Below are 24,107 nucleotides of genomic sequence, written 5' to 3'. Positions count from 1 at the left end.
CGGTTCCCTCTGATTGGATTCGGGTCTCCCCAGCGTCCAATCTATGCTGCGCTGCAGCAATTTCCACTTCTTTGTGAAGTTTGTGTTAATTGTCGCAGGCTGTCATCCCGTTTCTATCGGTCAGCGTTCAACCGTTGCCGACGTGCCGCAACCGACAGGCCGTGCGCCTCTAGGCTTTCAGATTGCGCCAGTGTTTCCGCCGCCGGACCGATGGCGCGCAGGGCCTCGGGCGTCATGCGGGCCATGGTGGTGCGCTTCATGAAGTCCAGCACCGACAGGCCAGAGGAGAACCGCGCAGACCGCGCCGTGGGCAGAACGTGGTTTGGGCCGCCGACATAATCGCCAATCGCTTCGGGCGTATATTGCCCAAGGAAAATGGCACCCGCATGGATGCATTTGGCGGCCAGCGCTTCGGGATCGGCGACGCAGAGTTCAAGGTGTTCGGGCGCGATACGGTTCGACAGTTCGGCTGCCTGATCCAGATCGGCGACGGTAACGATCGCGCCGTTATCCTTCCACGACTGGCCCGCCACATCGCGACGTTCCAAGGTTTCCAGACGCTTGTCGACGGCATCCGCGACCGCTTGGCCAAAGGCGGCATCGGTGGTGATCAGGATCGACTGCGCGCTGGCGTCGTGTTCTGCCTGACTCATCAGGTCCAGCGCGATCCAGTCGGGGTCGTTGTCACCATCCGCAATGACAAGGATTTCGGACGGGCCCGCGATCATGTCGATGCCGACCTTGCCAAATACCCGACGCTTGGCCGCGGCGACAAAGGCGTTGCCGGGGCCTGTGATCTTGTCGACCGGGGCGATCGTGTCGGTCCCATAGGCCAAGGCGGCCACGGCTTGCGCGCCGCCAATGCGATAGATTTCGTCGACCCCGGCGATACGCGCGGCCATTAGGACCAGCGGGTTGACCTGATTGTCGGGCGTCGGCACGGTGATCGCCAGACGCGGCACGCCCGCGACCTTGGCCGGGATCGCGTTCATCAGGACCGAGGACGGGTAGGACGCGATCCCCCCCGGCACATATAGGCCCGCAGCCGCCACCGGCGTCCAGCGCCAGCCAAGCGTTGCGCCAGCGGCGTCTGTCCATTCCGCATCTTCAGGCATCTGGCGTTCGTGATAGGCCCGGATGCGGTCAGCGGCCAATTCCAGCGCGGTCTTTTCTTCGGCGGAGACAAGAGCGCAGGCGCGGTCGACCTCTGCCTTCGTAAAGGCCAAGGTCTCGGGCGTCAGGTCCAGCCGGTCGAATTTCGAGGTGAGGTCAATAACCGCTTGATCGCCCCGTGCACGCACGTCGGCGATAATCTGGGCGACCGTGTCGTCCACATCGGGGCTATCTTCACGCTTCATGTTCAGCAGCTCGGCAAAGCGCTGGTCGAAATCGGCGTCGGTAATGTTCAGGATGTGGGGCATGGCACTCTCCGGTCTTGGCCGCTTGTTAGCGGGCAGCGGCAGGGGCGACAAGCCAGAGGTTGCAACCTAGGGTCCATCAGGCGCCTGAAGGTGCTAGTCGGGCTGAGCCAGATAGTGGTCGGCATATTGCTCTGCATGACGGCCGAGCGCGGCCATCAGGTCATCTTCGGCCGCTTGTGTCAGCATGTCGTCGGCGTCCATATCCTCGGTCCACAACGTATCGACAAGACTTTCCCGTGCCTCATCGGTCGCGGGTGGCAGGGGCTGCCCCAGCCTGTCCAGCACAACCGACACCTGCGCCGCCGTAGCCTCTGCCCCGATCGCCTGCAGCGCGGCGACCGTTTCCTGCCCTGCGATATATGGCGTCGCGCCAAGATAGTGCGAAATGCCCCATTGCTGGCCAGCGCCAGATACAATGCCGCGATGGCTGCATCGCGTTTAAGATCATCGACCGCATAGGCCTTTGGGTCCGGGTCCATGACAAGAGCATTCCACGCCTTGTCACGTTACGCTTGTGTCAGGTCAGTCGGCACTGATGTCTCCTTAATCAGACGGAGGTCACCAAGCTTCCCGGCGGCGATCAGTCAGCCGCTAGTGGCGCGTCGGCTCATCTTCGCCGCCGGTCTCTCCACGCTCGATCGCGTCGATGGCTTTTTCCATATCCTCGGGATCGGTCGAGGGGATGGAGTAACCGCCCTTGAACCACCGGGCTAGGTCAACGTCGGCGCAGTGTTTCGAACAAAAGGGGCGGTACTTTTCGTCGCCGGGTTTTTGGCAGATCGGGCAGCTCATTCCAGCATCTCCGGCGTGACCAGTTCCGACAGGGGCAGACGGGCGCGCTTGCGCTGAAGCTCGTAATTTCCAAGCGGCGTCCATCCGGCCATGACCGTATCGGTATCGTCTGTCCGCAATGCGGCGCGCAACGCGCCCTCGAAGGCGGGGCGGTCTTTTTTGGGCATCGGGGCCACGTCAAGGATCACGACACCGCCCAAACCACGCAAGCGCAGTTGGCGCGGCAGGTCGCGGGCCATAGCAAGGTTTGCCTTCAGCCCTGCCGACAGGCTTGTGTCGGCCCCGGTGTTCACATCGACGGCGGTAAAGGCGCGGGTGGGTTCGACAAACATCGTGGCACCGCCGATTGCGACTTCGGGCCGGAAAAGGGCTTCGATCTTTTCCAGCACGCCGTGGTTTTCAAACGATCCGGCTTCGGTTTCGATCTGTGCTTCCATCGCCCAATCCCGCCACGCCAGCGCATGGGGACCGTCGCCTTCGGTCAGCTTCTCGGGCTCTCCGACAGCGTCGTTCAGAACGGCCTCGGCCAGATCGGCCATGGCGGCGATGTCTTCGGCAATGGCGTCTTCGTCGGCACCGTCACATGACGACCGCAGGATCAGGCCCGCGCCTTTTTCCGCAACCGGATGGTTTGCAAAGACGTCATGCGCGATTTGCAAAAGGTCGTCACGGGTGTCGTCGTCCTTGATTTGACGGGAAATATTCGTGCCCGGCGCATCCGGCGTGACAATGGCGTAACGGCTTTTGAACAGCAGGCGCGTCGTCACGGGGATGGCCTTGCCCGGTTCGGCAAAGCCGGTCACCTGCACCAGCAGCGGATCACCGGGGGCAAGCCCTTTGATCTGACGCAGAAAAGCCGAGCCGTCGGGCGTGTTCAGGAACATGCCGCCCTGCCCTTTTACGGGGCGGTCTGCCTTGGCCCGATAGACCGTTCCGGGCCGGGGCGCGGTGCTGTCGATCTGCAGGTCCTCTAGCTTGCCATCGCGCAACAGCGCTGCGGCCTCGACCGCGCCCTCGGGGCCATTCAGGTGATCGAGAAGGATCAGGTGACCTTTCATGCGGTGCTCCAGACGGGGTAGCCGGCGGCGGACAGCAGCGCGGCGGTTTCGGCAACGGGCAGGCCCATTACAGCGGAATAGCTACCTTGAATCCATGGAATAAAGGCACCAGCGGGGCCTTGGATACCATATCCGCCCGCTTTGCCCTGCCAATCATTGGTGGCGAGGTAGGCGTTCAGTTCATCATCGCTGAGGCGCTTCATCTTGACGGATGTCACGACGTCACGTTCCCACAGGCGATCCCCGACACGCACAGCGACAGCCGTGATGACGCGGTGACGGCGGCCGGACATGGCCAGCAGGAATTCTGCCGCCTCACCCGCGTCACGAGGTTTGCCCATGATACGACGGCCAAGGGCCACCGTCGTGTCCGCGCACAGCACGATATCGCTCGTATCGGCCTGAACGGCCCGCGCCTTTTCCCGCGACATGCGGGCGCAATAAGGACGCGGCAGTTCGCCTTTGGCTGGCGTTTCGTCGATGTCGGGGGGACGGATGTCGTCGGGGGTGATGCCGAGCGTTGCCAAAAGCTCTGATCGGCGGGGAGAGCCGGATCCCAAGATCAGTTTCACGGCATGCCTCCTGTCAGCGGGCCCCGGCTGACGCCGGGGCGGCGCAATTATTTAAAGCGGTAGTTGATCCGACCCTTGGTCAGATCGTACGGGGTCATTTCGACCTGCACCTTGTCACCGGCCAGAACACGGATGCGGTTTTTGCGCATCTTGCCTGCCGTATGTGCGATGATTTCATGGCCGTTCTCAAGTTCGACACGGAAAGTCGCATTGGGCAGGAGTTCCTTCACGACGCCGGGGAATTCGAGAATGTCTTCCTTGGCCATGTAATCTCCTAATCTGCGTTTCTCGCAATTTCGCGCGAGTGCGCGTTAAATGGGGGCAAACGGGGCAATTATCAAGTGCTATATGCGTCAGGCCCCCTGTCACCGAACCCCTGCCACCGACCCCGTGTCGCCGAAAGGGGCGCTGCCCCGTCTTGGCCTATGGCCAATTCATCCCCGAGGGTATTTTTCAACCAGAAGAAGGATAGGGGTGGAGGCAGATCGGGCGTCACAGTAGATATGGGCCATGGATATGTTCGAAGACGATACCCCCGGCCCCGGTGGCAATGCGCATGAATTCACCGTCAGTGAGCTGTCGGGCGCGGTCAAGAAGACGATCGAGTCGGAGTTCGGCTATGTCAGGGTCCGGGCCGAAGTGGGGCGCGTGTCGCGGCCCCGGTCGGGACATATGTATTTCGACCTGAAGGACGACCGATCTGTTCTGGCAGCGGTCAGTTGGAAGGGTCAGGTCGCGCGGATGCAGGTTCAGCCCGAAGAAGGGATGGAGGTCATTGCGACGGGTCGGATGACGACCTTTCCGGGGCAGTCCAAATATCAGCTGATCGTCGATAACGTCGAACCCGCCGGGGCCGGCGCGTTGATGGCGCTGCTGGAAAAGCGCAAGGCGATGCTGCAGGCCGAGGGGCTTTTCGCAGCCGAGCGCAAGCGCCCCCTGCCCTATCTGCCGAAAGTCATCGGGGTCGTGACCTCGCCCTCGGGGGCAGTGATCCGCGATATCCTGCACCGATTGCGGGATCGCTTTCCGGTACATGTGCTGATCTGGCCGGTCGCGGTTCAGGGGCAGGCCTGTGCGCCACAGGTGGCCGCAGCGATCGCGGGGTTCAATCGTCTGACGCCCGGCGGGCCGGTGCCGCGCCCCGACGTCTTAATCGTCGCGCGCGGGGGCGGGTCCATCGAAGACCTGTGGGGGTTCAACGAAGAGGTCGTGGCGCGGGCCGCGGCAGCGTCGGAGATCCCGCTGATCTCGGCCGTGGGTCACGAAACGGATACGACGCTGATTGATTTCGTCTCGGACAGGCGGGCACCTACACCGACGGCGGCGGCAGAGATGGCCGTGCCGGTCCGCGCGGAATTGCTGGCATGGGGCGCGGATATGCAGGCGCGGCTGGTGCGCGCGCAGGGGCAGGCGATTCTGTCACGACGGCAACGGCTGGCCGACCTGGCCCGCGCCCTGCCGCGACCGGAACGCCTGACGGAAAGTGCGCGTCAACGGTTGGACACCTGGGGCGAACGCCTGCCAAATGCTTTGCGCAATGGTGTGTCGCGGCGGCGCATCGCGCTGTCGGAAGCGAGCGGGTCGCTGCGCCCAGCCGCGCTGCGGGCAAGGATTGCGCAGGAACGATCGCGCTTGAACGACCGTGCCGCGCAATTGCCCAAAGGTCTGACGCGCGGCGTCGCGGATCGCCGCCGGAGCCTTGCGCAATGGGCGGCCCGTATGCGCCCTGACACGCTGCACCGTGATGTGGCCCGCAAACGGCGCGATCTGGAACAGCTTAGCGCCCGGTTCGCCGAAGTCGCGCAGCGTGGCGTCGATCAGCGTCGCGACCGGCTGGAGGCTTTGGACCGACTGCGCGAAACGCTTGGCTATCGCGAAACGCTGGCGCGCGGTTACGCGGTTGTGCGCGATGGGACCGGCGCGGTGATGACACGCAAGGCGCAGGCCGAGGCATCAGACGCGCTGGCCATCGAATTCGCTGATGGCACCTTGGAGGTCGGCAGCGGGGCCGCGTCTTCGACACACGCCAAACCCAGCAAACCCACCAAAACGAAATCTGCCAAGCCGCCGCCGGAACAGGGCAGCCTGTTCTAAACCCCGACCTCGGGGCCAAGGCAGACCATCGGTTCGGACGCATCCTGCACCTGGTACAGCGTGGTCTGGGCGGGGTCACCGTTGAACTGTGCAATCAACCCGCCGGGCCCGTCGAAGAAGGTCCAACACTGGGGGCCGATGTCATATTCGCCTTCGTATTCGAAGCAGATCATCTGGTTCTGTTCGTACCAGTAGCCGTCCGCGCACTGGCCATCCAGAAAGGACCAGCGGACGCGGCGATCATCGAAATATTGCTCGACCCCGTAGGCCTGTCCGGCAGAGCCGTAATAGAAAGTCTTGCCCTTGGAATAGGCGTCAAACTCTGCCCCTGTCATCGGGGTCTGGGCCGATGCGGGCACGGCAAAAGCCAATAGGATCAGGATCAATCGTGTCATGGGCGCACCTTGCCAAAGCCGCGACACCTGCGCCACCGACAACCTTGTGAGGGGGGATAATCCGCCGTTAGAGCTGGCTTTGCCATTTCAGGATGCGCGGGTTCATCTTCTTGCGCCACCACGGCGGCACCAGCGCGATCACCGCCATCACGGGCAGCGACCGGGGCAGCATCGGCATGGTGTCCGCATCGATCTGCAGGCCCGGGTAAATCCGGCCCGGATGCATATGGTGGTCGGAATGGCGCGAGGCGTTCAGCATCATCGCCGAGGTCACGCTGTGCGGGCTGTTCCAGCTGTGAACGGCGCGCACCGGCTCCAGCTTGCCATCAGGGCGTTCGCCACGCTCCAACCCGTAGTGTTGGACATAATCGGACAAAAGGATCTGCAGCTGCGCAAACCCCGACACGGCCAGCAATACACCCACGCCTTCAGGACCGGCCAGCAGCCAAGCGAGCAGCAGAAAGGCAATCGCACCAAGGACATAGGTGATGTAGGGATGGCTGGTGATCGGACGCCCGGCACGACGCAGATCGTGGGTTTCGATGCGCATCCCTTCGCGGAACGATCCAACCCAGGCCCGCAGGAAGAACCGGTAAAAGCTTTCGTCCAGCAGCGCCGAATTGGGATCATAAGGCGTTGCCACATAAACGTGGTGCACCTTGGGATGAGACGACGCGTGATGGCCAAACAGCATCGAGGTGTAGACGATCTTGCCCAATTGCACCGCCTCTTTGCCAGACCGGTGGATCAGCTCGTGCGCGTTGGGATGGCTGACTTGGCCAAAATAGATGCCAAAGGCCAGAATGGCGGGCAGCACGTCCCAGCCTTCGGCCCCGCCGGGACCACCCAAGTAACGCACGGCAATGACCAGCAGGAACAGATGCGCCACGCCCAGTGCGATCGACAACCCGTGCCCGGTGCGGAATTCGCGCGCCGCATCAAGGTTGCGCCAGTTGCGCGGAATGATGTGATCCAGAAGGGCCGTGAAGATGGTCAGATAGGCCAGAACGCCCCAGGCAACCGCGCCACCCTGTGCCGTGGCAAGGATCAGCAGCGGGATGGGCACCAGCGTGGCGATCAGAAATCCGAACATGTCAGCTCTACCTCTACATCTTGATGCCCAGGTCCTTAGGACCGCTTTATTGACGGTTATCTAGCAAATCTGCGCCTTGATCGCATAGCGGAAAATCATGCGATGCGTTTTTGTGCCAGATCAGCGTTGCGCCGCCGCCCCTTTCCCTCGGCCAGCCAAAGCATTAGGTGATATGCGAAACAGGTTCACGGGGCGCGGATGGCGTTTTTTACCAAGCTAAAGGATCGGTTGTTCAAGTCCTCCTCCAAACTGGAAGACGGGCTGGACGCGATTGTCGAAGACGGCGGTGCCGCGGATGAGGGTGCGTCGATCCCGGACGCCACCCCCGAAGAGGTTCCCGCACCGCCCAGTGAACGCGTCGCCGAACGCGTCGATGAAACCCCGCCGCCCGCACCGGACGAAGCGCCGATCCCCGACACGCCTGACGAAATCCCCGCGTCTCATTCCTCCGCATCCCACGCCCCTGCGTCCGAAGGCGACATGCCCGCCTCCCGCCTGCCCTCTCCGGGGGGCGAAGCCGTACCCGCCGCCTCTCCGGACATCGCCGCCGCGGCGCGTGAGGCCGCACCGGATCGCGACAGCGGGTTGCTGGGCCGGTTGTTCAACCGTGGCGGCAGTTCTGCCCCCGTCGTACGCCGTGTGCTGGACGACGACATGCTGGAGCAATTGGAAGAGCTGCTGATCGCCTCGGACATGGGCGTCGATACCGCGCTGCGCGTCGCGTCGAACATGGCCGAAGGGCGGATGGGCCGTCGCGTGTCCACGGCCGAGATCAAGGCGCTGCTGGCGGCAGAAATCACCCGGATCATGGAGCCGGTGGCGAAACCTCTGCCACTGTTCCCGAAAAAGCCGCAGGTCGTTCTGGTGGTCGGCGTCAATGGGTCTGGCAAGACAACCACCATCGGCAAACTGGCGTCACAGTTCAAAGAGGCCGGCAAATCCGTGGTGATCGCTGCAGGCGACACCTTCCGCGCTGCGGCCGTCGAACAGCTAGAGGTCTGGGGACAGCGCGCTGGCGTGCCGGTACTGAAAGCGGCCGAAGGCTCTGACCCTGCGGCATTGGCGTTTGACGCATTGCAAAAGGCCGAAGCAGACGAGGCCGATCTGTTGATGATCGACACCGCAGGGCGGCTGCAAAACCGCGCCGACCTGATGGAAGAACTGGCCAAGATCATCCGCGTCCTGCGCAAAAAAGATCCCTCCGCCCCGCATAACACCCTGCTGGTGCTGGATGCCACGACCGGCCAGAACGCGCTGAGCCAAGTGGAAACCTTCCGCAAAATGGCCGATGTTACAGGCTTGGTGATGACCAAGCTCGATGGCACGGCCAAAGGCGGCGTGCTGGTTGCACTGGCGGATAAATTCGGCCTGCCGATCCATGCCATCGGCGTCGGGGAACAGATCGATGATCTGGCGCCCTTCGACCCCGAAGACTTCGCCCGTGCCCTGACCGGAGCAGACAGCTGACCTTCGTCCGTCGTCGCGGCCTGCCGCTTCGCTTTGTCCCCTTCTTCTGGTTGAAAAATACCCTCGGGGGAATTGGCCGCAGGCCAAGGGGGCAGAGCCCCCACCTGTTCCGCCAACCGCCTCATAGGCTGGCCAGATGAGCGACTGGATCCTCTCCATCGAAGGGACGCCTGCCGGTCATACCGCAGCGATGATCCTTGCCCTTACCGCGGCGCTATTGCACGCGATCTTCGGCTCTTTGCAAAAGGGTCGGATCGATCCATGGCTGTCGCGCGGGGCCATAGACAGTGCTCAGGTATTGCTCGCCCTGCCGCTGGCGCTGTTTCTGGTGCCGTGGCCGGAGGGGCACGAATGGCTGTTGGTGCTGGGCGCTCTGCCCATCCACTTTTGCTACAAAGTCGGCATGGCGCTGGCCTATTCCCGCGGGGCCTTCACGGTCGTCTATCCCATCGTGCGCGGCATGGGGCCGGTGTTCACCGTCATTGGCGCCTACCTCGTGTTCGGAGAGACCTTTTCGCTGACCCAATGGCTGGGGGTTCTGGCGCTGATGACCGGCATCTTCGGGCTCGCCGTCTATAACCTGAAAACGATCAAGGTCGACCGCGACACGCTGGTGCCTGCGCTTTGGCTGGCGGCGGGCACGGGTGGGCTGGTTGCGGTCTACACAACCTACGACGCCTTTGCGATCCGCGGCACGCCGAACCCTTTCACCTTTCTGGCGTGGTTCTTCGTGGTCGCGTCGGTCGACATGCCCATTGTCGCTGCGCTGCGCTGGCGCCGGATGACCGACCGACCGCCTTTGGCCAGGCTGGTCCGGCTGGGCGTGACGGGGGCGATCATCGCCTTCGGGTCTTTCGGGTCGGTCATGCTGGCCACCCGTCTGGACAAGGTCGGCGAGGCCGCGGTGCTGCGCGAAACCTCGACCGTTTTCGCCGCGCTGATCGGCTGGCTTGTGCTACGTGAAACCGTCGGGCCGCGACGGATTGCGCTGATGTCGCTTATTGCGGTCGGCGCCGTGATCGTGGAACTTGGCGGCTAAACCCAGAGGACGCAGATGGACGAGAAACGTACAATCAATCCGATCTTGAAAACCGGGCTGGAACTGGGACCCATCGTCCTGTTCTTCATCGCCTACCTGCGGCTGAAGGATCAGATTTTCACGATAGGCGGCACAGACTACGAGGGCTTCATCCTTGTCACCGCGGCCTTCATCCCCGTGATCCTGCTGTCGACCGCGATCCTGTGGAAACTGACCGGCCACCTGTCCAAGATGCAGATCATGACCGCCGTTCTGGTCACCGTCTTTGGCGGCCTGTCGGTCTGGCTGAATGATGATCGGTTCTTCAAGATGAAGCCGACGCTGATCTATCTGATCTTTGGTGGGCTTCTGGGCATCGGCCTGCTGCGCGGACAAAGCTGGCTGCGCATGGTCATGGAAGAACTGATGCCGCTGGATCACGACGGCTGGATGAAGCTGACGCGACGGCTGTGCCTGTTCTTCTTCGGCCTCGCCATCGCGAACGAGGTGATCTGGCGCACGCAATCCACCGAAACCTGGGTCTATTTCAAGACCTTCGGCCTGACGATTGCGCTGTTCGCTTTCTTCATGCTGCAGGGGCGTCTGTTCCGCGATCACGCCCTGCCGGATGACGACGCCAAGGACGAAAATGCCAAGGACGACAACGCATGATGCGCGTCGCCGCCGCCGCCTATCCGCTGGATTGGTTTAACGGGTGGGATGATTATCAGAAGAAGCTGTCGCAATGGGTCACGGACGCGGCGGATCAGGGCGGGCATGTGCTGGTCTTTCCCGAATACGGCGCGATGGAGCTGGCGTCGCTGGCAGATGTGGATGCCGCCGATCTGAATGCCACGACCGAGGCTGTCGCGTCCCACATGGACCGCGCCATCGGCATCCTGTCAGAACTGGCGCAGGCGCACGGCGTCCACATCGTCGCGCCCTCAGGCCCCGTTCGTGTGGACAACGCCCTGATCAACCGCGCCCATTTCCTTTGGCCAGACGGGCGGATCGGCTATCAGGACAAACAGATCATGACCCCTTGGGAGGTGTCCCCATGGGGCGTCCAAGGTCACGGCCCCTTGCAGGTTTTCGACACGGAACTGGGCCGTCTGGGCATCCTGATCTGTTATGATTGCGAATTCCCGATCTTGGCGCGGCAGCTGGTGATGGAAGGGGTCGACGTGATCCTGATCCCGTCAGCAACCGAAACTGTCGGCGGTTACAGCCGCGTCCGCATTGGGGCAATGGCCCGCGCGCTAGAAGGGCAGTGCTATACTGTCATGTCGTCGATTATCGGCACCTATCCGATCGAAGCGGTCGATGTCAGCCATGGTGCGGGCGGGATCTTCTGCCCCCCGGATGTGGGCCTGCCGCAAGACGGCATCGTGGCCTGTGGCACGCTAGACGCGCCGGGCTGGACGATCGGAGATCTGGATCTGGACGCGCTTCAGGCAATCCGCCGGTCAGGCGGGACGCGCAATCGCGCGGACTGGCCGCTGCAAGACAGCTGTCAGGTTGCCCTGCCAAAAGGGTAACCGCGCTTCCAATCCGACAGGGGTCTGACCACCCTCAAACCGCATACTTTTGTGCACGATCTTAAGCACTTACCAGATTTCCCCTTATTTGACTGGGCCATCCTTTGCCCGATGCGGCATCCTGTCCCTGCGGCACCTCGGGCGGCTTTCAGGGTGAAAGATCGGCTATACTGGGCGCTACCGCGCGACAGATCAGACCCAAGATGACCCAAGACAGACCAATCGTGGACCATCCCAACCGTGCCGCCACGGTGGACGAATTGCACGCCCGCCCCTTTCCGTCGGTGCAGGTGCCGGGGACCGCGTGGTTCGTGGCGTTGCGTCCTGAACACCGGACCTCTCGGGATCGCGCTGCGGAACGGGCGCAATTGGACGCCCTGATCGCGGGGGCCTGCCTTGTGCCGCCCGCGCCAGAGGCAACGCATTGGTCAGGCCGTCTTGGCCCCCTGATGCTGAAATGGGAAAGCCATACGGAGTTTGTGACCTTCCTGATCTGGGGCGGCGAGGAATCGGACGTTATCGCCCTGTCGCGCAAGGTGCTGGAAGGCGCGGCGGGGATGCGCATGGCCTCGGCCCGGTTCCGCATTCAGCGCATTGCCAGTGATGACGAAGCGGTTCGGATCATCGATGCCGATCACGCGACGGACAGCCTTGCCGCGTCGCGGGTGATGGAAGATCAGGTCGTCGTGGCAGGCGATTTTCGCCCCGACCCGTCCGGCGACATGCGGTTTTCTGTTCTGGTGCGCGAAGGTGTCGGCCCCGGTCGCGTGGGTCGGATCATCCAGCGCCTGCTGGAGATGGAGACCTATCGCGCCATGGCCATGCTGGGCCTGACACGCGCCCGCGAGATGGGGCCAGAGATGGCCGATCTGGCCACGCGCCTGTCGAACGAGGTCGCCAAACTGGGTGAAACCAAGGGCGACTCGGACACAGCCCTGCATGAACTGCTGGACCTGTCCGCGCGGCTGGAACGGCTTTATGCCCGGGCCAATTTCCGCATGTCTGCCACAGCCGCCTATGAACGCATCGTTACTAGCCGCATCGATGTGATGAAGGAAGCCCGGTTCGAAGGCCGTCAGACCTTTGGCGAATTCATGCTGCGTCGCTTCGATCCGGCCATGCGCACGGTCGAGGCGACGGAACATCGCCTGAACCGCCTAACCGAACGCGCCCGCCGCGCGGCAGAGTTGCTGCGCACGCGGGTCGAGGTCGAATTGTCCCGCCAGAACCGCGAATTGCTGATCAGCATGGACAAACGGTCGGACGAGGCACTCAGGCTACAGCACACCGTCGAAGGCCTGTCGGTCGTGGCGATATCCTACTACGCCACATCGCTGGCGCTTTATGTGGCGGAACCCTTCGGCAAGGAACTGGGGATCACCAAGGCATGGATGGCCGCGGGCATCACACCGCTGGTCGTGTTGGGCACATGGGCCGCGCTTCGGGCCGTGCGCAAGCGACTGCACTGATTTACCGCGTTGCCATCGGGGCCGACCCTGCCTAGAACCGCGGAAACACGGTCATACTGGGGGCTTTGATGAACATCCTGATCCTTGGCGGCGGCGGTCGCGAACACAGCCTTGCCTGGGCCGTTCTGCAAAATCCCAAGTGCGACAAGCTGATCGTCGCCCCCGGAAACGCCGGGATCGCGCAGATCGCCGAATGTGCGGATTTGGATATCCTCAACGGTGGGGCCGTGGCCCAGTTCTGCGAAGAAAATTCCATCGACTTCATTATCGTCGGACCCGAAGCTCCTCTGGCGGCGGGCGTGGCGGATGACCTGCGAAATGCTGGATTTCTGGTATTTGGCCCCTCGAAAGAAGCGGCCAGGCTTGAGGCCTCAAAAGGCTTTACCAAAGAGATTTGCGATGCTGCCGGTGCCCCCACCGCTGGCTACGCCCGGTTCGATCAGGCCGATGCCGCGAAGGATTACATCCGCGCCGAAGGTGCGCCGATTGTCGTCAAAGCCGACGGTCTGGCCGCGGGCAAGGGTGTGATCGTCGCAATGGACGAGGCGACCGCGCTGGACGCGATCGACGACATGTTCGGCGGCGAATTCGGGTCCGCTGGGGCCGAAGTGGTGATCGAAGAGTTTATGGAAGGCGAAGAGGCGTCGTTCTTCGTGCTGTGCGACGGAAAGAACGCCCTGCCCGTTGGCACCGCACAGGACCACAAGCGCGCCTATGACGGCGACGAAGGCCCCAACACCGGCGGGATGGGGGCCTACTCTCCCGCGCCGATCCTAGACGAAGCGATGCAAACCCAAGTGATGGATCAGATCGTCTATCCTACCTTGCGCGAAATGGCCGCGCGCGGCACGCCTTATGCCGGGGTTCTGTATGTCGGGCTGATGATCAAGGACGGTCAGGCGCGTCTGGTGGAATACAATTGCCGCTTTGGCGATCCGGAATGTCAGGTGCTGATGCTGCGTCTGGGCGCGCAGGCGCTGGACCTGATGATCGCCGCGGCTGAAGGCACGCTGGACCGTGCCAAGGTGACATGGGCCGACGATCACGCGATGACGGTCGTTCTGGCTGCCAAGGGTTATCCCGGCAGCTACGACAAGGGCACTGTGATCGGTAGGTTGAATGATCTGCCCGAAAATTCGTGGGAAGTGTGTTTCCACGCAGGCACAACGACCAAGGACGGTCAGGTCGTGGCGACAGGCGGGCGTGTCCTGAACGCGACTGCACGCGGCAAAACGGTGGCAGAGGCGCGGGATCGGGCCTACGCGATGGCTGATGCGATCGACTGGCCTGAAGGGTTCTACCGCAAGGATATCGGCTGGCGGGTGCTGGGCTAAGGACTTGCGGTCGAACCGCTGGCCCTTATTGGATCATTCGCAGGCCAGCAGACGCTCAACACTTTCGCGCCCGGTGAAACGACCTTCGGCGCGGGTGTCCAAACGGTCGTCGGCGGCCCAAAAGACCGACAGGTTCACAAGGAAATCCCCAGTAGAGAGGATGATCTCGGGCCGGCCCGTGCAGGTGCGGATACCACCGACGATGTAATCCCAGCCGATGCGGTGGTTCGTGACGCCCTTCAACGAGGCCGTTTCGATCAGGTCCCGCCCGTCCAGCCGCACCAGACGAAGGGTTTTAATCAGATGGGGGCGGTCGACATAGGCAATTTCGACCGCGCCGTCGCCGTCGATATCCGCAGCCCCCAAGGGGGCCAGCCAGCGGTTGGGCTGTCCGATATAGGGGGTAGAGGCAAGCCGACCCTCCGCGGTGTAGACGGTCAGCCGCGCGCCTTGGGTCAGGCTGGTTTCCACAACGATCACTTCAGCGCGGCCATCGCCGGTCACATCGGCCAGACGCGGGGCGGTGTCCTCAAACACCATGTCTTCGGGCAGGGTGAACCGACGTTCGATCCCGCCATCAAGGCTTAGCACTAGGGTGGTGTGTTCGATCGCATCGCCCAGCACACCGTGGGCATAACGATCTGTCGGGCCGTCATAGCTGGCCCCGGTGATCAGGGGCGTGTCGTCCTGTGCGTTGGCAGCCCCTGCCAGAGCGCCAAACCACAGGCACAGCGTCAGGCCCGCGCGGCGGGCGAGCCTTTGCCACATGCGACGCAGATTGCGCCGCGCCTCCGGCTGTCGGCTGCGCGGCATCGGGATCAGATTTGCTTTTCGGGCATCTGGACGACCAGACCGTCCAGTTCATCGGTGACCTTGATCTGGCAGGTCAGGCGCGACCGGGTGAGATCGGGTTCATAGGCAAAGTCCAGCATGTCCTCTTCCATGTCTTCCCGGCCGGGCAGTTTGTCGACCCATTCAGGCGCGACATAGACATGGCAGGTAGAGCAGGCACAGGCGCCGCCGCAATCGGCTTCGATGCCCGGAATGCCGTTGTCACGGGCCCCTTCCATCACGGTCATGCCGTTGGACACGTCCACGACATGTTCGGTTCCGTTGTGCTCGATATAGGTGATTTTCGCCATTTGCGCTGTCCTCGATCTTGCAAGTTCCGTCGTATCTAACCGCGCGTCAGGCTGCGTTCCAGCCCCATGTTGATCAAGTTTCACTGCGACCTTGCGGAAAACCCAAATGTTCTTTATTTGTTCCGCATGCCTCACCCTGCCTCTGCCCCACGTCCCCCAGCCTTTCCGGACCCGCGCCAGCCCGACCCCTATCCCTGGCCGCGGCCGCCATCCTGCCTGCCCGCCTCCATGCTGGATGTGCCACCGCAGGGCGCGCGGGTGGCCGTGGCGGGGCTGGTGATCCTGCGGCAGCGCCCCGGCACAGCCAAGGGCGTGATCTTTCTGACGCTCGAGGATGAGACAGGCGTGGTCAACGTCATCGTCTGGCGCAAGCTATACGAGGCGTTTCGCCGGGCCGTCATCTCGGGCCGAATGTTGCGGGTCACCGGGCGGCTGCAGCGCGAAAACGAAGTGACGCATATCATTGCCGAGCAGATTGAAGATATCTCTCACATGCTGGACGAATTGCTGCGCCCCGGCGGGCCGGGCGACCGGATGCCGCGCAGCGGACCTGCGGCTCTTCCTTGAGGGGCTAAAACAGGGTAGACTAGCGCGAAAGGGCAAAGACCCTCCCGAGCAGCAAAGGTCATCCCATGATCGCAAGCAGATGGTCCGCCCCGGTTGGGGCCGTGGCATTGATTGCCCTGCTGTCGGCCTGCGCGATGCCGCTGCCTGTTCCCGGGATCGGCGAACCTGACGTCATCCAAATCCATTCGAACCCGCCGCCGGGATCGCCCGCCGACGCCTGCTGGGGGCAAGAGGCCAGCCCCGCCGTGATCGAAACGGTCACCGATCAGATCCTGCTCCAACCGGCGCAGGTGCGATCCGACGGGACAGTCGAAGTGCCTGCGGTCTACAAGACGGAAACGCAGCAGCGCATCGTCAAGGAGCGGCAAGAACTGTGGTTCCGCACCCCCTGCCCTGACCAACTGACGTTCGAATTTGTCAGTTCGTTGCAGCGGGCGTTGAAAGCGCGCGGGCTGTATCGCGGGCAGGAAAGCGGGTTCATGGATCGCGCGACACGGCAGGCCGTGCGCAGGTATCAGGCGCCACTGGGACTGGACAGCGGGATCCTGTCGTTGGCCGGGGCCCGCAAACTGGGACTATCGGTGGTGAATATGCGCGACGTCCCCGAAGAGGTCGCAGCGGTCGCCCAAAACTAAACGCTTGGGACGAAATAGGGGCAGGTCACCCTGCCCCACCTAATATTAGCGAGCCATATTCTGCAGCGATGCCACCGCATGGGCCGATGCGTCGTCAAACGCGATCTGACCGTCAAGGAACGCCAGATCAACGCTGCCCTGCGCGCTTTCCGGCAGGTTGGCTTCCAACACACCCAGCATCCGCGCGGATTGATCGACGATCTGTCCCGCGTTCTTTGCGGGCAGTCGGGAATAGGACACGACGAAATCGCCATGTTCAGGATAGGCCGTCAGCTGACATTCGGACGCCCGGCTGCCACCCGGCATGGTGCAGCGCATTTCCGCCACGACCTGCGGGCCATCCATGATCCAGTAGGCCTGAACCGCCAGATTGGGGTCGATGTCCGCCGCCTGCCCTTTGCAGGTGGTGAAACGATCCGGGACCAGCGTCGCGTGAAGGCCATCCTTGGCGCGCGATCCGGAGGACAGCCATTTCGGCAATTCCTCTTCCAGCAGGTCCCGGCACTTGGGTTCGTTCATGGAATGACGTGCCACGACTTCGGTCCACAGCGGCGGGGGCACCTTGCCCACCAAGGCCACCGGAAGAACGGTTTGACGCGCCCGTTCGCGGTTTTCCGAGATAATCACCCACGCCTTGTCGCCACAGGTCGCGCCCGAGTTTTCGGCACACCCGTCCAGCAAGGCGGTTTCCGGAAGTTCCATCCGCAGGAACAACCGCTCAGACGCCTGCACGGTGTCGATGTCGGTGGTGTCACCCGGTCCGGAAACGAAATAAAATGCCAGCGATCCCCATAGTGCGACACCTGCTGTGCCCATCGCCATGGTTTTCACTGATGCGCTGAGACCGCCCCAGACGCCTGTATTGCTACCCGTTGAATCTGTAAGCATTTTTTCTGCCTGCTTTACACTTCTGCCCGGTATTCAATTATTAACAAAATGGGACAAAACTGTGGCAAAGTTTCGCTTATCCTGAGTTTTCCTCTGGAAATCCCAGTTTCGTTGCAGAACTGGAAACGCTTGGGCCGACCCGATTCTCGGGGTGTCGGACATGAAAAAGGCCGCCCCGAAGGACGGCCTTTTCGCATTTTATGAGGCTGAGGATTACTCGTCCGCGATGGGCAGCGCGACAAAGCGCGGCTCGCCTTCGCGGCGGATCAGCAGCAGGATCGACTTGCGCCCTGCGTCCTTCGCCTCGGCCACACGCTCTTCGAGGTCCGAGACCGCTTCGACCGCTTGCTGACCGGCTTCGGTGATCAGATCACCGGCGCGCAGACCTTTCTCATAGGCCTCAGACGCCTGATCCACGTCACGGACAACCAGACCTTCGGTGTCCGCGTCCAGACCCAGCTGTTCGGCCAGTTCCGGCGTCATCGACGACAGGGTCATGCCCATCAGCTCTTTTTCGACGGGTTCATCCGCGCCGGGCTGGGCGGCAGGAACCGCCTGTGCTTCGGCTTCTTCGCGGCGACCAAGAGTAACGCGCAGCGTTTCCTCGGCACCGTCACGCCACACGGTGACACGAACGGTTTTGCCAACCTGCGTGGCGCCAACCTGACGAACCAGCGCACGGGTATCTTCGACTTCGACGCCGTCGAAGGACATGATGACGTCACCAGCCTGCATGCCAGCGTCCATAGCCGGGCCTTCGGGCACGTCAGACACCAGCGCACCAGCGGCGGTTTCCAGACCCATTGCATCCGCCATGTCTTCGGTCACGTCCTGAATGCGCACACCTAGCCAACCACGACGGGTTTCGCCGAATTCCTTCAGCTGATCCACCACACCGGTAACGACGTTGGACGCCATGGAGAAGCCGATGCCGATCGAGCCACCGTTGGGCGACAGGATCGCGGTGTTCACGCCGATGACTTCGCCATCAAGGTTGAACAGCGGACCACCAGAGTTGCCGCGGTTAATGGCGGCGTCGGTCTGGATATAGTCGTCGTAGGTGCCGGACAGGGCACGGTTGCGGGCGGACACGATCCCGGCCGAAACCGAAAAGCCCTGACCCAGCGGGTTGCCCATTGCGATGACCCAGTCACCGACGCGGGCCAGATCGCTGTCACCAAAGCTGACGTAGGGCAGCGCCTCGTCCGTGGTGACTTTCAGCAGTGCAATGTCGGTCTTTTCGTCGGTGCCGACGACTTCTGCTTCCAGTTCGTCTCCGTTGAAGAATTCGATCGTAACCTCATCCGCGCCCTGAATGACGTGGTTGTTGGTGACGATGAAACCGTCTTCGGAAATCACGAAGCCAGAGCCCAGAGCCGACGACCGGCGCGGGGTGCCTTCACCGCGGTTCCGATCTTGGAATTCGCGGAAGAAATCTTCGAAGGGCGAACCTTCGGGTACGATGGGCGAGCCCTGTTCGCGGCCTGCGACCATGGTCGAGGTGGTGATGTTCACCACCGCGGGGCTGAACTTGTCAGCGAGGTCCGCGAAACTTTCGGGGCGGGCCATCGCCTGAATGGCCTGGGCCAGCACCAGCAGCGAAGCCAGCACCAAGGTCACCAGAGCCTTTGCTTTGAAATCTCTGCCCGGGGCCGGGCGACGAAGCGCTTGGGCCTGCGGGGCGCGGGATGTTACCTGAAACGTCACTCCCGTATCTCCTTTATTGGGTTCTTGTTGCGGCGCGGCGATCCGCGCACCTGATGGCTGTATTTGCTATGTAGGGTCGCATGTCCGCAACTCAAAGCCAATCGCGTATGCACAAACGGACGTGAACTGGCTGTGACTGTCTCATGCGCCCAAACCCTTGGCGGTCCAGACCAGCAGCAATCCCAAGGCGATAGCCCCCAGCCCCATAACGCGGCGCTGATCTTCGGTCAGGGATCGTAGCGCCTCTAACATGCGTTCCAAAAGCGAAGGGGCCAGCGCATAGGCCAGCCCCTCAACTATTAGCACCAGCCCAAGGGCCAGAAATGCCGTTTCGATCATTCGGTCGCCGGGGCCGTTTCCGACCCTGCTGCGGCGTCCGCATCGGACGCGGCGGGCGCGTCCTGTGCCGGGGCATCTTGGGCCGGAGCTTCCGACGCGGGCTCTGCCGCTGCGGGTGTCGCTGTCGGGGCGACGTTCGCAACCGAACCCTGACCGGTGGACTTCAGGTAGGTGAAGAACTCGCTATCCGGGTTGATCACCATGGTCGAATTGCCGTCCTGAAGCGCGCGCTGGTACGCGGTCAGCGACCGGTAGAAGTCAAAGAACTCCGGGTCCGCACCGAAAGCTTCGGCAAAGATGGCGTTCCGGCGGGCATCGGCCTGACCACGAATGATATCGGCCTGACGCGTGGCGTCCGATACGATCTCAACCTGCGTCCGGTCGGCTTGCGCCCGGATGCGCTGTGCGGCTTCGTTACCACGGGCGACTTCGTCTGCCGCTTCCCGTTCACGTTCTGCCCGCATCCGGGCAAAGGTCGCGTCAAGGTTTTCGCGCGGCAGGTCGGTACGCTTCAGGCGAACGTCGATGATTTCGATCCCGAGATTCGCCGCTTCGCCGCGCGCCCCGTTCCGGATCAACTGCATCAGTGCAGCCCGGTCGGTCGACAGAATATCGTTCGACGACACAGACCCGAGGATTTCACGGATTTGCGAACGAAGGATCGAATCCAACCGGCTTTCCGCAGCCGAGATACCGCCGACACCAACAGCCTGACGGAACTGGTTCACGTCGAAGATGCGGTAGCGCGCGAAGGCGTCCACGACCAGACGACGATCATCCAGAGGCGTGACCTCCAACGGTTCCGTGTCGCGGCTAAGGATACGGTCGTCGTAGCGGACCACTTCTTGGATCAGCGGCAGTTTAAAGGCCAGACCGGGGTCTTCCTTCACATCGACCACACGGCCAAACTGCAGCACCAGCGCCTTTTCCCGTTCATCCACGATAAAGATCGAGCTGAGGGCGATCATCACGACGATCGCGAGGGCGATCAGAGAGAAACCTGTCTTATTCATCTCAGTTGCCTCCCTGCTGGCCGGACTGACGGTTCCGCTGCAATTCGTTCAGCGGGAGGTAGGGCACGACGCCCTGACCGGATTGCTCGTCCAGAATGATCTTGTCGACGCGGCCCAGCACTTCTTCCATCGTTTCCAGATAAAGACGCTTACGGGTCACTTCGGGTGCCTTGAGATATTCCTCAAGAACGGCGCTGAAACGGCTGGCTTCACCTTCGGCTTCGTTCACCACGCGGGCGCGGTAGCCTTCGGATTCTTCCAGAACCTGCGCGGCCTCACCTCGTGCGCCAGCAAGGACGCGGTTGGCATAGGCATCGGCCTGGTTGGTCAGACGTTCGCGTTCCTGTTCGGCGGCCTGCACTTCGCGGAAGGCGTCGATCACCTGAGACGGCGGGTCGGCCTTGTCAAAGTTCACACGCACCACGTTCATCCCCGAGTCGTAGCTGTCGAGCGTCGACTGGATCAGGTCCTGTAGACGGCCGGCAATCGCGCCACGGTCACGGTTAAGGATGGGTGCCAGTTCAGACTGGGCGATAATTTCACGCATGGCCGATTCCGATACTGCACGGATCGTCATGCGCGGGTCGCGCAGGTTGAACAGGAATTTCGCCGGGTCGTTGATGTTCCAAACCACCTGGAAATCGATGTCGACGATGTTTTCGTCGCCCGTCAGCATCAGACCAGCATCGCCGGAACGACCGCCGCCCACACCGATATCTTCGGTCTGTTCGCGGGTTACCGGGATGACTTCGTAGGTCACGAAGGGCCACGGGGCAAAGTTCAGACCGGGCGTCCCGGTCGACGAATAGTCACCAAAGAACAGTTCAACCGACTGTTCTTCCGGGCGGACGGTGTAGAAACTGGCCGTCAGCCACAGGGCCACAGCAATACCAAGGCCGATGATAACCGATCCGCGCGTCAGCTTGGGTCCACCAGACCCGCCGCCCGTGCCATTGGAGCCGCCGCCGTTTCCGCGACCGCCCATCAACACGCGCAACTGGTCCTGACCTTTGCGCATCAGATCATCGATATCCGGGATCTGCGGTCCGTCCCCCTCGGGGCGTCGACCGCCACCGTTGTTACCGCCGGACGGAGGCTGCTGCCCCCCGCCGCCGGAATTTCCGCCGCCGCCCCAAGGGCCGCCCGAATTACCAGCCATAGCTTTCCTTCTCACTTACCTACGTATTGTTGTTCCGCTTCAAACTGTGCATTTGCAGGCGGATTTCAAGTCGAACGGGTTGGTTCCCGCATTGTCACAATCTCTTCCGACATGGTCGGGTGAACCGCAACCGTATTGTCAAAATCCTTCTTCGTCGCACCCATCTTTACTGCGATGCCCGCCATCTGGATCATTTCACCCGCCTGCGGCGCGACAATGTGACAGCCCAGAATGCGGTCGGTTTCTTGGCTGACGATCAGCTTCATCAGCACCCGGTCACTGCGGCCTGCAAAGTTCTGCTGCATTGGTTTGAACGACGAAACGTAGACGTGCACCGGTTCCTGATCGCGGGCTTCTTCTTCGGTCATGCCGATGGTGCCCATTTCCGGCTGGGTGAAAATCGCAGTTGGGATCAGATCGTGATCAGGCTTGGTCGGGTTGCCTTTGAACACCGTTTCGACAAAGGCCATACCTTCGCGAATGGCGACGGGGGTCAGGTTCACACGGTCGGTCACATCTCCGATAGCGTAGATCGAAGGCACTGCGGTCTGGGAATATTCATCGACGACGATCTCTCCCTTACGGCCCAGTTCGACGCCGACCTCTTCCAGCCCCATGCCGTCGGTGTTCGGGGACCGACCCGTGGCAAAAAGCACCTGATCGAACACCTTTTCGGTGCCGTTGGTCGCCTTGATCTTGATGCCGTCGCCATCCTTGGACAGTTCAAGAATATCGGTGCCGCAATGCAGATCGACCCCGCGGTTCTTCATCTCTTCTGCGATTAGGCCACGCGCCTCGTCATCGAAGCCACGCAGGATCTGCGCGCCGCGATAGTATTGTGTCACCTCGACACCCATGCCGTTCAGAACCCCGGCGAATTCACAGGCGATGTAACCGCCCCCGATGATCAGGATGTTCTTGGGCAGTTCCGGCAGATCAAAGATATCGTTGCTGACGATACCCAGATCGGCGTTCTCTAGATCGGGGCGCACGGGCCAGCCACCAGTGGCGACCAGAATGTGCTTGGCCGTCTTGCGCGTCCCATCGGCCAGTTCGACCGTATGCGCATCGGCAATGGTCGCCCGTTGGTCGAACCGGTCGACGCCCGAATTATCCAGCAGCTTTTGATAGACGCCTTCCAGACGCTCCAACTCTGCCTGCAGTTTGGTCTGGAACGTTTTCCAGTTGAACGACGCGTCGGCGTGATCCCAGCCATAGGCGCGGGCGTCGTCGACCATTTCGCCATAGAGGCTTGCAAAGACCATCAGCTTTTTCGGCACACAGCCGCGGATCACACAGGTGCCGCCATATCGGCTTTCTTCGGCAAGCGCGACTTTGGCGTCGGCTTCTCCGGCGGCGACGCGTGCCGCGCGGACCCCACCGGACCCGCCCCCGATCACAAACAGATCATAGTCAAAATCGCTCATCTCAGGGTCTCCGTCGGTTCTGTGTTCCCTATCCCACATGGGGCGCGTGATGGCCAGCGCAACCCGAAGGTATAGCGCCTTGGGGAACCAGACAGCACATCAAATTCGTTGAGTGTGCAGAAACTTATCCGAAGGACAGCCATGACCTATCCCCGCTTTGCCCTGATGATCGCCGTGTCGACCCTTGTCATGTACGGGTTGATGTATCTGAACACCTACGCGTTTGAACACGTGTTCTACAGCGAAACCCGGGCCTGGATGGCGGGCGTGATGGGGGCGGCGATGGCCTTTGTCATGATGGGGCTGATGTTCGGCATGTATCCCAAGCGGTCGGTGAATTTCGCCATCATGGGCGGCGCCTTGGTTGTCTTCGCGCTTTGCCTATATTTCGTCCGCTCTCAGGTCACCGTGTCGGGGGCCAGCTACATGCGGGCGATGATCCCGCACCATTCGATTGCCGTGATGACCTCGGGTCGGGCGAATATCCAAGACGCCCGCGTCCGAAAGCTGGCGGATGAAATCATCGGCGCGCAGCAGAAGGAAATCGCCGAGATGCGCTGGCTGATCCAAGAGGTCGCGGCCGGCGATACCGTGCAGTCCGTCTATGAAGACCCGCAGGCAGAGGTGGGTGGACTGGACGCGGTTCTGGCCAGTGTCGCCAAGGCCGCGTTGGACCCTGCCCCCGTCAGTACCGATGATGCAAGACTGGTGCTGGGGGACGGATCGTTCTGCACCTTCTCTCGGACGAAAGAGGCCGATCCGATCCTTTATTGGACAGATACCGGTGCAGGTGTGATCAAGCTGAACAACGTGCTGGTGCCGGTGTCCGGCAATGGACAGAGCTTTGACAGCGGTGACGGGATCAGCATGGCGTTGATGGACAGCACCGGCCCTGACTGGCGCGGCGAAACCGCCCTGACGTTTCAGATGCAGGACGGGCCACAGACGGGCTACATCGGGTTTCAGGCCTGCGACTAAG

Annotated in this window: 26 protein-coding genes; 10 read left to right on the top strand and 16 right to left on the bottom strand. The window is 62.1% G+C overall.

Translation table 11 applies throughout. The annotated features are described in order from the left end of the window. Positions 1–113: 113 nt before the first annotated feature. The 6 genes from hisD to infA form a co-directional block, all read right to left on the bottom strand. On the bottom strand, positions 114–1,421 hold the full coding sequence (gene hisD / locus ACI3GR_RS02775) for a histidinol dehydrogenase (protein ID WP_407492423.1): 1,308 nt from the start codon (positions 1,419–1,421) through the stop codon (positions 114–116). Between the two features lie 93 nt (positions 1,422–1,514). Next, entirely contained in the window at positions 1,515–1,715 is a 201-nt protein-coding gene (locus ACI3GR_RS02770; protein ID WP_407492422.1) for a hypothetical protein, read from the bottom strand. A gap of 297 nt (positions 1,716–2,012) precedes the next feature. Continuing rightward, on the bottom strand, positions 2,013–2,213 hold the full coding sequence (locus tag ACI3GR_RS02765) for a DNA gyrase inhibitor YacG (protein ID WP_407492421.1): 201 nt from the start codon (positions 2,211–2,213) through the stop codon (positions 2,013–2,015). After that, positions 2,210–3,271: a ribonuclease E/G gene (locus tag ACI3GR_RS02760; protein ID WP_407492419.1), complete on the bottom strand. Its 1,062-nt coding sequence runs from the start codon at positions 3,269–3,271 to the stop codon at positions 2,210–2,212. Before ACI3GR_RS02760 ends, ACI3GR_RS02765 begins: the two co-directional genes overlap by 4 nt. Further along, entirely contained in the window at positions 3,268–3,843 is a 576-nt protein-coding gene (locus tag ACI3GR_RS02755) for a Maf family protein (RefSeq protein WP_407492418.1), read from the bottom strand. Before ACI3GR_RS02755 ends, ACI3GR_RS02760 begins: the two co-directional genes overlap by 4 nt. 47 nt (positions 3,844–3,890) lie before the next feature. Then, the gene (gene infA, locus ACI3GR_RS02750; protein WP_010137880.1) at positions 3,891–4,109 is read right to left on the bottom strand and encodes a translation initiation factor IF-1; all 219 of its coding nucleotides are present in this window, start codon (positions 4,107–4,109) and stop codon (positions 3,891–3,893) included. Positions 4,110–4,353: 244 nt separating this feature from the next. On the opposite strand from infA, the gene xseA reads away from it, so the two are divergent. Beyond that, a complete protein-coding gene (gene xseA / locus ACI3GR_RS02745) occupies positions 4,354–5,937 on the top strand; it encodes an exodeoxyribonuclease VII large subunit (protein ID WP_407492415.1) in 1,584 nt (527 codons plus the stop codon). On the opposite strand, the gene ACI3GR_RS02740 is transcribed toward xseA, so the two are convergent. Together ACI3GR_RS02740 and ACI3GR_RS02735 are read right to left on the bottom strand one after the other, a co-directional pair. Continuing rightward, complete coding sequence (locus ACI3GR_RS02740; RefSeq protein ID WP_407492414.1) at positions 5,934–6,332, bottom strand: hypothetical protein; 399 nt, start codon at positions 6,330–6,332, stop codon at positions 5,934–5,936. The two genes, xseA and ACI3GR_RS02740, sit on opposite strands and share 4 nt — an antisense overlap. A 67-nt stretch (positions 6,333–6,399) precedes the next feature. Next, complete coding sequence (locus tag ACI3GR_RS02735) at positions 6,400–7,425, bottom strand: alkane 1-monooxygenase (protein WP_407492412.1); 1,026 nt, start codon at positions 7,423–7,425, stop codon at positions 6,400–6,402. Positions 7,426–7,623: 198 nt separating this feature from the next. Between ACI3GR_RS02735 and ftsY the strand changes: the two genes are divergently transcribed. From ftsY to purD, 6 genes are all read left to right on the top strand, one after another. Beyond that, a complete protein-coding gene (gene ftsY, locus ACI3GR_RS02730; protein WP_407492409.1) occupies positions 7,624–8,892 on the top strand; it encodes a signal recognition particle-docking protein FtsY in 1,269 nt (422 codons plus the stop codon). A gap of 136 nt (positions 8,893–9,028) precedes the next feature. After that, complete coding sequence (locus ACI3GR_RS02725; RefSeq protein WP_407492408.1) at positions 9,029–9,931, top strand: EamA family transporter; 903 nt, start codon at positions 9,029–9,031, stop codon at positions 9,929–9,931. A gap of 15 nt (positions 9,932–9,946) precedes the next feature. Beyond that, positions 9,947–10,582 (top strand): inner membrane-spanning protein YciB, encoded by a 636-nt coding sequence (locus ACI3GR_RS02720; protein WP_407492407.1) that lies wholly within the window; start codon positions 9,947–9,949, stop codon positions 10,580–10,582. After that, positions 10,579–11,448 (top strand): carbon-nitrogen hydrolase family protein, encoded by an 870-nt coding sequence (locus tag ACI3GR_RS02715; protein WP_407492405.1) that lies wholly within the window; start codon positions 10,579–10,581, stop codon positions 11,446–11,448. The genes ACI3GR_RS02720 and ACI3GR_RS02715 overlap by 4 nt, the downstream gene beginning before the upstream one ends. Positions 11,449–11,651: 203 nt before the next feature. Continuing rightward, positions 11,652–12,917 carry a DUF3422 family protein gene (locus ACI3GR_RS02710; protein ID WP_407492404.1) on the top strand — a complete coding sequence of 422 codons (1,266 nt, stop codon included), beginning with the start codon at positions 11,652–11,654 and terminating at the stop codon, positions 12,915–12,917. 68 nt (positions 12,918–12,985) lie between these two features. After that, positions 12,986–14,251, top strand: a complete 1,266-nt coding sequence (purD, locus tag ACI3GR_RS02705) for a phosphoribosylamine--glycine ligase (protein WP_407492402.1) — start codon at positions 12,986–12,988, stop codon at positions 14,249–14,251. A 33-nt stretch (positions 14,252–14,284) separates the two neighbouring features. On the opposite strand, the gene ACI3GR_RS02700 is transcribed toward purD, so the two are convergent. Together ACI3GR_RS02700 and ACI3GR_RS02695 are read right to left on the bottom strand one after the other, a co-directional pair. Next, a complete protein-coding gene (locus ACI3GR_RS02700) occupies positions 14,285–15,064 on the bottom strand; it encodes an FG-GAP repeat domain-containing protein (protein WP_407492400.1) in 780 nt (259 codons plus the stop codon). 5 nt (positions 15,065–15,069) lie between these two features. Continuing rightward, a complete protein-coding gene (locus ACI3GR_RS02695) occupies positions 15,070–15,393 on the bottom strand; it encodes a 2Fe-2S iron-sulfur cluster-binding protein (protein WP_407492398.1) in 324 nt (107 codons plus the stop codon). Positions 15,394–15,519: 126 nt separating this feature from the next. On the opposite strand from ACI3GR_RS02695, the gene ACI3GR_RS02690 reads away from it, so the two are divergent. Together ACI3GR_RS02690 and ACI3GR_RS02685 are read left to right on the top strand one after the other, a co-directional pair. Then, positions 15,520–15,960 carry an OB-fold nucleic acid binding domain-containing protein gene (locus tag ACI3GR_RS02690; protein ID WP_407492397.1) on the top strand — a complete coding sequence of 147 codons (441 nt, stop codon included), beginning with the start codon at positions 15,520–15,522 and terminating at the stop codon, positions 15,958–15,960. A gap of 65 nt (positions 15,961–16,025) precedes the next feature. Then, on the top strand, positions 16,026–16,595 hold the full coding sequence (locus ACI3GR_RS02685; RefSeq protein WP_407492395.1) for a peptidoglycan-binding domain-containing protein: 570 nt from the start codon (positions 16,026–16,028) through the stop codon (positions 16,593–16,595). 45 nt (positions 16,596–16,640) lie between these two features. On the opposite strand, the gene ACI3GR_RS02680 is transcribed toward ACI3GR_RS02685, so the two are convergent. The 6 genes from ACI3GR_RS02680 to gor all read right to left on the bottom strand — a co-directional run bounded on the left by ACI3GR_RS02680 (position 16,641) and on the right by gor (position 23,128). Beyond that, on the bottom strand, positions 16,641–17,483 hold the full coding sequence (locus ACI3GR_RS02680) for a hypothetical protein (protein ID WP_407492394.1): 843 nt from the start codon (positions 17,481–17,483) through the stop codon (positions 16,641–16,643). Positions 17,484–17,696: 213 nt separating this feature from the next. Next, complete coding sequence (locus ACI3GR_RS02675; protein ID WP_407493587.1) at positions 17,697–19,052, bottom strand: Do family serine endopeptidase; 1,356 nt, start codon at positions 19,050–19,052, stop codon at positions 17,697–17,699. A 279-nt stretch (positions 19,053–19,331) separates the two neighbouring features. Next, on the bottom strand, positions 19,332–19,529 hold the full coding sequence (locus tag ACI3GR_RS02670; RefSeq protein WP_407492393.1) for a DUF2065 domain-containing protein: 198 nt from the start codon (positions 19,527–19,529) through the stop codon (positions 19,332–19,334). Next, positions 19,526–20,542: a protease modulator HflC gene (gene hflC, locus ACI3GR_RS02665; RefSeq protein WP_407492392.1), complete on the bottom strand. Its 1,017-nt coding sequence runs from the start codon at positions 20,540–20,542 to the stop codon at positions 19,526–19,528. Before hflC ends, ACI3GR_RS02670 begins: the two co-directional genes overlap by 4 nt. Position 20,543: 1 nt before the next feature. Then, positions 20,544–21,701 (bottom strand): FtsH protease activity modulator HflK, encoded by a 1,158-nt coding sequence (gene hflK, locus ACI3GR_RS02660; RefSeq protein ID WP_407492391.1) that lies wholly within the window; start codon positions 21,699–21,701, stop codon positions 20,544–20,546. A gap of 65 nt (positions 21,702–21,766) precedes the next feature. Continuing rightward, positions 21,767–23,128 (bottom strand): glutathione-disulfide reductase, encoded by a 1,362-nt coding sequence (gene gor / locus ACI3GR_RS02655; RefSeq protein ID WP_407492390.1) that lies wholly within the window; start codon positions 23,126–23,128, stop codon positions 21,767–21,769. 141 nt (positions 23,129–23,269) lie between these two features. On the opposite strand from gor, the gene ACI3GR_RS02650 reads away from it, so the two are divergent. Then, positions 23,270–24,106, top strand: a complete 837-nt coding sequence (locus ACI3GR_RS02650) for a DUF6692 family protein (RefSeq protein WP_407492389.1) — start codon at positions 23,270–23,272, stop codon at positions 24,104–24,106. Position 24,107 lies beyond the last annotated feature (1 nt).

The organism is Pseudooceanicola aestuariicola (assembly GCF_045763785.1).
Classification (GTDB): Bacteria; Pseudomonadota; Alphaproteobacteria; order Rhodobacterales; family Rhodobacteraceae; genus Pseudooceanicola.
Note: the sequence above shows the minus strand (reverse complement) of the source record. Positions and strands in the feature narration are given on the sequence as shown.